The 7,991-nt window shown below is 41.1% G+C and carries 7 protein-coding genes; 1 reads left to right on the forward strand and 6 read right to left on the reverse strand.

Going from position 1 to position 7,991, the window contains the following annotated elements; genetic code table 11:
• Positions 1-244: 244 nt before the first annotated feature.
• The 3 genes from AC4GME_RS09320 to AC4GME_RS09330 form a co-directional block, all read right to left on the reverse strand.
• Positions 245-1,786, reverse strand: a complete 1,542-nt coding sequence (locus AC4GME_RS09320) for a sensor domain-containing diguanylate cyclase (protein ID WP_490376786.1) — start codon at positions 1,784-1,786, stop codon at positions 245-247.
• 487 nt (positions 1,787-2,273) lie between these two features.
• Entirely contained in the window at positions 2,274-2,888 is a 615-nt protein-coding gene (locus AC4GME_RS09325; protein ID WP_490376787.1) for an EF-hand domain-containing protein, read from the reverse strand.
• A 329-nt stretch (positions 2,889-3,217) separates the two neighbouring features.
• Positions 3,218-4,153, reverse strand: coding sequence for a GGDEF domain-containing protein (locus tag AC4GME_RS09330; RefSeq protein WP_490376788.1), 936 nt, complete (start codon positions 4,151-4,153; stop codon positions 3,218-3,220).
• Positions 4,154-4,568: 415 nt separating this feature from the next.
• Between AC4GME_RS09330 and AC4GME_RS09335 the strand changes: the two genes are divergently transcribed.
• Complete coding sequence (locus AC4GME_RS09335; protein WP_490378457.1) at positions 4,569-5,147, forward strand: thymidine kinase; 579 nt, start codon at positions 4,569-4,571, stop codon at positions 5,145-5,147.
• 125 nt (positions 5,148-5,272) lie between these two features.
• Here AC4GME_RS09335 and AC4GME_RS09340 read toward each other — a convergent pair whose 3' ends face one another.
• The 3 genes from AC4GME_RS09340 to AC4GME_RS09350 form a co-directional block, all read right to left on the reverse strand.
• Positions 5,273-5,827 carry a TetR/AcrR family transcriptional regulator gene (locus AC4GME_RS09340; protein WP_490378456.1) on the reverse strand — a complete coding sequence of 185 codons (555 nt, stop codon included), beginning with the start codon at positions 5,825-5,827 and terminating at the stop codon, positions 5,273-5,275.
• 305 nt (positions 5,828-6,132) lie between these two features.
• On the reverse strand, positions 6,133-7,437 hold the full coding sequence (locus tag AC4GME_RS09345; protein WP_490378455.1) for an inosine/guanosine kinase: 1,305 nt from the start codon (positions 7,435-7,437) through the stop codon (positions 6,133-6,135).
• 297 nt (positions 7,438-7,734) lie between these two features.
• Positions 7,735-7,991 (reverse strand): cupin domain-containing protein (locus AC4GME_RS09350; protein WP_490379285.1); only part of this gene is annotated, 257 nt, incomplete at its 5' end.

Consider the following 7,991-nt stretch of genomic DNA (forward strand, 5'->3'; position numbering starts at 1 on the left):
CGATCAGGTTGTGCCAATTCGCGCTGGTGAACAGATGCTTTGGAAAGTACTTTAATCTTTTCATATTATAAAGGGCGTTTCATAGCGATAAATTAAACGCCCGTCTTTTAACTACAATAATGAATTGTGAGCTGCAAAGACTGCATCGCATTGCCCGCAGTCAGCAAGCGTAATGTACAACTAACCGCTCTTTTCGACAGAGTTTTAGCTGGCATCTTGGTGAAAGAGGATTCAACACCTTAGATTACAGCGAATTGCGCAAGAACACTTGGTTTCTCCCCCCCTCCTTGGCTTTATATAATGCCTGTTCGGCTTGTTCGATAATCGTATCGATATCATCAGTCGCCCGGCTTACACACACGCCAATGCTTACGGTTACATCCAATTTACTGCTACCATGTTTCTGTTTCTCTACGGCTTGGTTAACTCTCTTCGCCAAAAGTTGAGCGGTCTCAGGTGTCGCTTCCTGACAAAACACCAGAAACGCCACACCTCCCCAGCGACTACAGAGCGAAGATTTTCTATTAGTACGCGTTATTGTTTTTGCGATCGATTCAATAACGCCGTCGCCAGCAGCATGGCCGTATCTATCATTGATACTTTTAAAGTGGTCAATATCAATCATCAGCACGGCAAAAGAATTAGGCGAACGCAGTAGACCGGAGTATATCGGTTTTATCAATGTATAAAACCCGCGTTTGTTATAGATCTGAGTCAATGGATCAAGCAGCATCAATAAGCTATTTTTGCTGGCTGATTGGTACATAAAAATGGCAAAAAAACCAAGTACGGCACCTAACAACAGCAAAAGCCATGCAACTGCGGATGATTTGGCGGCATTTATCAGCAGTTCACTATTTGTCAAGTGGTGTGCAAGGTACAACTGATCTGCACGTATAGGCGCGCTATATAACCAACCGTCGCTAACTTCAAGCCATTGCGCGTTACTATCAAGCACAGGGAAAGGCAGGAATTCGCCTACCGATACAGGGCGATTAGCTGCAACCAACAGTTTTTTTTCATCCAGTACAAATGATGCGCCAACTGTATTACCAACACTCAGAATAAACGACATATATTCAATACCGATATCCACCGAAACAACACCCAAAAACTGCTTATCGATTGTTACAGGAGTAGAAATGGTAATCATTAACCCCTGACCAGCCCTGTCATCATAAAGCGAGCTGATAATCTGCCTGCCCGATGGGTTAGAGGAGGGAGTGACTTCTGTCCAGAAAGGTTTTTTATAGAGTTCAGGAAAGAACTGAAATGCATCTATCGGGAGTTTGGGCGACAGGTATAAAAAGCCCTTAGCTGATAAATAATAAGTCCAGACAGCCAGCTCAGCCTGCCCACTTAAAATATCAAACTCACCATCTTTCATCAGGACTGCACTCAGCTCTCGCCGCAAATCTGGGTCATAAAGTTTGACATTACCGAGTATAGTCAAGGTGCCGTTAAGTTTTTCGACTATTTCAGGATAAGCTTGTGGCGACAGCCCGTAGAGATCCAATGATTTAAAGTAAGAGACACTGTCTAACAGAGATTCATTATTATAGCGGCCACTCTTCACATCAGAATAAGCATCTACTATCGAGTCACGCATTGCTGCGTTATTTGCCGAAATTAAACGAATATATTTATTGAGAAGCGTAAAACGCATCTCAATAGTAGATTTTGTTGATTTCTTGATACTCTCAACTTCGCCAGTAAAGGTGGAATAGCCAATCGCCAAAAGGATAAGCGCAAGAGTCACAGGGAAAAAGAAAATTTTAAACATCATTCATTTCCTATTACATAATCACCTAATAAGCTTGTAGAATGTTTGCCGCTCTTTGAGTGTAGAATAACCTCTGTCAGACGCTTTTAATTATAGTAGATATTGATATATTGAGAGGCAGCAGCTGTAGTAGTTAATAACAATAAATAGCCTGTGCAAATGCTTTTTAGTTTTGTTTTTTCTGTAGGCATGGATTTATTGTTATTAATTAAAAAGTTAAACGGTAATTTACAGATATAGCAGCTTTCACTGCAAATAATAAAAGAGGGCTGTTTCTGTTTTTAGGACCAAAAAACCTAACACTAAAACCAAAAACAGCACTAGAAAACACAGATGCAAAATCTGTATTCGTAACCAGAAATCTATCTTCTTTAATTTGCTTGATTAGCTTTTTTAAACAAAAAATGCAGGCAGCTTTATTTAACCGAATAGGTTAGGTGCTTGTTCGTACAATTAGAGCAAAAACTATTCTACGAATAACATTTTATGTTTATTGCGCCCTTTGCTGGCGACGCAATAACTGATGTTCAGTAAATTCTTCTGAGCTAATTTCTCCATCTCCATTTACATCAATATCGGCAAACGAAGGCGCATTAGCAAGGTTTCTCATCTGATAGCCCATCTTTTCCATTTCACCTATCCTGTTACTGCGCGCTTTATCAAATTCACTCTCAACTACTATTCCATCTCCATTCAAATCATATTCAGAAAAGGTCGGCATATTATATCCCATACCCATACCTTGACCCATTCCGCGACCTTTCCCCATCCCCATCCCTGCACGTTTTTCCATTTGTGCCTGTTGCCCTAAATAAAATTCATTGGGGGTTAATTGTCCATCCGCATTTGTATCGAATTCAGAAAAAGCGGGTGCAGTAGCGGCTCCGCGCATCTGTCTACCTTCAGCCGCTCTTGCTGACATGCGCTCTGCACGCATCTGGTTGAACTCTTCCTCACTCACTAAACCATTACTGTTTATGTCAAAGGTGACGAATGCCATAGGACCTCGTATTGGAATTTCTTGTGATTGCGCACTAATTGCTAATAAAGCACTTGTTAAAACAGTTAACAGAGCAGCAGAATACGGATTATTGAAGATCTTCATAATTCACCTCATAGTATAATGACAGGAGCACTATCGCTTTAAACAATAACACCTGTTTGCCGGCCGTTGCGTTGACTTATTGAACGAAGCCGCGCTGCGGCAGAAAATAAACTCGTTTTGATATATAGCATTAATATAGCTCAACGAACCATGCTGGCAAGGAGCGCCTAGCTGAATATTTTTAGAAGCTTAGTATTGGCTTGTTTCAAGCTTCTTGTTGCAGATTAAACATAGAAATGAGGCGAAGTTAAAACATTTTTATGAGTTAAAAGAAAGTGGAGCTGTTTGCTTTTTATCTCCATTCTTTATTTTAGCTTACTCTGCAGTAACTACTTAAGCTCGCCTGCGATGCGCACACAATTTCGCCGCTCATTTTTGGCCTGATAAAGCGCTATATCAGCTGCTTTTAGAAAATGTGCTTGATCCGGGTACTCGTTGTTCGAGGTGGCGGAAACACCAATACTAACTGTCAGCTTAGCGAACAAGGTGTGCTCATTTTTAATATTAAGAGATTCGACAGATTGACGGATTTGTTCAGCCATTTGCAGTGCATCCGCTATTTTTGTATCAAAAGCGATAATAATAAATTCTTCTCCGCCATATCTGGCAGCAAGGTCCCCCGCTCGGCGGGTTGCTTTTTTCAGAATAGTAGCAATGCTTTTTAAACAACTATCTCCCATCTGATGTCCATATTGATCGTTATACTCCTTGAAATAGTCAACATCGAGTAAGATTAGTGCAAATGGCTTTGCCGTTCGTTCAAAGCGTGCCCATTCGTTATCTAGTGTCTCATCAAAGTGACGGCGGTTGGCAAGTCCGGTTAAGCCGTCCGTTACCGAAAGTGATTTTAATTTCCGATTGGCCTTAAGCAACTCCTGTTCGATCTGTTTTATACGCGTAATTACAATAATGTAACCACTCCAGATAACAGCGTTATTTTTCTTTTCAGAGGTTGGTTTAGAGGAGATCTGAATCCAAGTTTCTTCACCGGAAGGTAGGAATATCCTGACTTCCGAAACAAAAAACTCATTTTTCCGGCTTGCCTCCAGATCCTCATCGTGGAGACGATTGATATCATCGGGATGAACTATCTCCCACAAGCGGTTCGCGTCTTCAACAAAATAATCTGGAGAATGGCCCAAGATCTCTTCTGCAGATGGACTCATATAGAGAAACTCACTGCTTCCATCTTTGTAAAGGACATATTCGTACAATACAGCAGGTAAAATATTGAGAAAATCGTGTATTATTTTTTTTGAAACCATTTCATCTTACCTCCCTGTATCATTGCCCTTTATATACGTCATATATTATTTTTTAAATCAAATTCATTTTGATTGGTTATATCAATATAAGCTCAAACAATCATCCTCACAAGGCAATACCTTTTAAAGCTTGAAAAAGGCAGTCACTTATTAAGCGTAAAAGTTAATATCACAATCAGCAGCACAATAGGTAAATATGAGCTACACACAACGCCGAGCCTGATATTTTTCAAACGGCTACACAAAACCACACAAAATGTTAGAATAGGCGCATAAAAATTTCGACACTCTAAATATTAAAATAGTTAATGGATTACAAGCTCTGCATCTACTCCATCAGCTATTAGAAAGCCGTAATATCAAACGATATGACGGCTTTTTTTATGACGACACATGACAGTTAAGGAGCCTCGTTTTGGCACAACTCTATTTCTATTATTCGGCAATGAATGCCGGTAAATCCACTTCTCTTTTACAGTCATCTTACAACTACCGCGAGCGGGGTATGAACACCTTCGTTTTGACCGCATCCATTGATGATCGTGCCGGCGTTGGTAAAATCTCTTCCAGAATCGGTATTGAGTGCGATGCGCAAGTTTTTTCCAGTAACGATAATTTAGCGACCATGATCGAAGCCGCTCACAAAGAGCAACAACAGCATTGTATTTTAATTGATGAGTCGCAATTTTTAAGTAAAGAACAGGTACAGCAGTTGACTCATGTGGTTGATAATTTAAATATTCCCGTATTGTGTTACGGCATTAAAAATGATTTCCAAGGTGAGTTGTTTAGCGGCAGTCACTACCTGCTCGCTTGGGCCGATAAACTCGTTGAGCTTAAAACCATCTGCCATTGCGGCCGTAAAGCAAATATGATTTTACGCCTTGATGATCAGGGTAATCCGATACGGGAAGGTCAGCAGGTAGAGATTGGTGGTAATGAAAGCTATCAGTCGGTATGCAGAAAACATTTTAGAGCGGTTTTGTGGGATTAACTGCAACTTAAACGTATTGCAATTTCATCTTCTGGAGCTGAACTTGTTTTTTGGCATTTATAGCAAAAAGCAAGGCCAGCTCCTTGAGCTTACTGCACAAGAGACGGCAGATTAACAGCTTCGGGCTAATTTCTCAGCAGCAGAGGAATCAAATCGTTAATAATTTGTTTATATGCCAGAGCATCACCCTGCATTACATTACCCCAGTTAAGGTAGCAGTTAAAAACCTGGGCCCGGTTTTCCTGCTCAAGCTCATCAAAGCCCGCACCGGCAAATGCCTGTTTAATAACGGCCATTCGTCGGCAGTGCATACTGTCGAACACGACTTGGGCTGATTTGTCATGGCTGCCCCAAGCGCGGATGGCTAACTCATATTTTACTAATTCTTGCCCGATAACTGTATCTGTAATAGCCTGCAAGCGTTGTCTGGGGGCAAGCGCAATCAGTTCCGGCTTGTCCGTCAACACAGTGTTAAACGCGGATACCCAATATTCGAGCATATGATCCAGCAGATCCTGTCTGTCTTTAAAGTGCCAGTAAAAACTGGTCTTAGCGACACCGACGGTACGCGACAAACTACCTATCGTGAGCTTGTCCACTCCCTGAGCTGCCAACATTTTCAATCCGGCTTCAAGCCATTCGTTTTTTGAAAAACGCTGCCGCTTTACTTTATTTGTCATTCTGTTCCCTATACCACCAAAGTAACTTTTCTTCTAAATCAAAAGTTCGTCGTAAAAACAACCATTTTTTCACTTTTAAATATATGCGATCTACCAATGGGCGCATCGGGATTAATGCAATTACAACATATGTTGCAACTGCTACTCATTTCGTTTACTGAGCGAATAAAGCGATTATCTCTAATTAGCGAACATTTGTGAAAAATGTAATAAAGTATCAATCAGCTAAGATATTGCAAATAATCCCGAATCTCTATATCTGTTGCATTTTGTACAAACCAATATCTATCTGGCAAGTCTGCTTATTAGCGCTCCCAATACGCCTCTTCTAAACTATCTTCCCGCTCAGGCAGACCACGGGAAAGACGCGGGCTGTGTTGCGCTAACACTTCATAAGCGACACGATTCGCATATTTACATATTTGAGAAAAAGAGGAATAACACAAACCATCATTCCTGTGTTTACTTGAACCAGGTACATTATCTTTATGGAAGGTATTCGATGCCAGATCATGTAACAATGCAGATAATGCACCGTCACCCGCGCCATTAGTATTACGGATTTTCTCTGGGCCGCCCATATAGGGAGAGATATGGGCATACACTTTAACGGGTGTATCGCAGGCACTTTTTAGTTTAGGACGAGAGAACTCATAACGATTAAATTCAGGAATCATACCAGGTAATAGGGTGTGACTGGTTTCTCTCTTCTGAGAATCTTCGGTGTAGCCTGCCGTATAAAGGCCTAGCGGACCTGCAGTGGTTAATACCATATCACAGAGTTCAAGCGCAGCTTCACTGGCCAATAAAGGATCTGTTAAGCCGGTTAATGCTTCACCTTCATCTTCATTCATTGCCAATATAGTGACATTCTCTTTGATGAAACTCTTCCACCAGTCTGGATCACCCTCAATCAAGAAGCGAGTGCCTAAAGTCAGCACAACAGGCACTTCTGCCTCTTTGGCATATTGTATTGCTTTAAGTGCAGCTTCGGTGATTTGATCGCCTTCACTAGCCCGCATCAAATAGGCGGTTAAGATCAGTGCGGATGCCCCTTGAATAACATCTTTATCGATATATTCAGGGCTTAGTTTATCCATTGCACCTTTGCTGATCGCAAACGTACGTTCACCACATTTAGAGATCAGCGTAAAACAGCGCCCTATTGCTCCTTCCACCGGCTGCAGGAAGTTTAGATCTACTTTTGAAGAGGTATTACAAAGGTAGCGATAGGCATAACTTCCCACATCGATATTATTACTCATCACGCCAAATAAAACAGATCTGTCATCGGCAAGAATAGAGTAGTTGTGGACTGTATTACCAATCGTTCCACCAGCAAACTCATCACTGATCAATTGCTCGCTTTTTAATTCAGAATAGAGTGCATGAGCCATCTCATCATTAATAAGTGTCGAATTACCTTTAGGCAACTGATATCGCACAAGAAGCTCATCGAGGACTTTTGCTTCAATATCGACTAAGGTCTGATCAATACCAGTTACATAAGTTGAAGAACGTTGAGGCTGCGGGTTAAGTTGTGCCAATAATGGGTCACGATTTTTTACTGGGAAATAATGTTTTGACTTTCGCTGACCTGGAAACTTCATTTTCTGCTCTCGCTGTTTGGCAACAACGGATACACAGCTTAGGCGGATCCGTCTTAAGGGATATTTGATCGTTTATTAGCAAACCTTCTATCAGGCTAATAAACGGCGACAGATCCTAGCACACCCAGGAGAGACAAACCACAGCATAAATAGACACAAATAGCAGACAGCAGCTTATATCATGAATTAATAGCTCCTCACTCAAGCGAAATAGCATTGTCCAAAATATATATGGCGGTCCAGCCTTTCGCACCAGCTTAAATTATGGCGTATCTTAACGCTTGTTATCTGCTTTATTTAATAATGAACTGCCAACCATATTGTCTCTATATCAGGCTCAGTCCAGCTTACTTTGTGTTTCTGAAAAGAGTTTATTTCCAGGTAATCCCCCTCTTTTAAAGTGAAAGATGATCCGTCGTCAAATGTGATTATCGCTCCCCCCTTTAAAACCATCACCCATTCATTGTCTGCTTGCTCATACCAACCTGACTCAGGTGAGCTATGGCCTTTTGATATGATTCGCTCAATTTTTACATTTTTGCTTTCAACAAGAT

It is taken from the genome of Psychromonas sp. (assembly GCF_983033635.1).

Bases quoted from the DNA above. Each gene is read 5' to 3' on its own strand.
- AC4GME_RS09320 (WP_490376786.1), bottom strand. From the start codon at position 1,786: ATGATGTTTAAAATTTTCTTTTTCCCTGTGACTCTTGCGCTTATCCTT.
- AC4GME_RS09325 (WP_490376787.1), bottom strand. From the start codon at position 2,888: ATGAAGATCTTCAATAATCCGTATTCTGCTGCTCTGTTAACTGTTTTA.
- AC4GME_RS09330 (WP_490376788.1), bottom strand. From the start codon at position 4,153: ATGGTTTCAAAAAAAATAATACACGATTTTCTCAATATTTTACCTGCT.
- AC4GME_RS09340 (WP_490378456.1), bottom strand. From the start codon at position 5,827: ATGACAAATAAAGTAAAGCGGCAGCGTTTTTCAAAAAACGAATGGCTT.
- AC4GME_RS09345 (WP_490378455.1), bottom strand. From the start codon at position 7,437: ATGAAGTTTCCAGGTCAGCGAAAGTCAAAACATTATTTCCCAGTAAAA.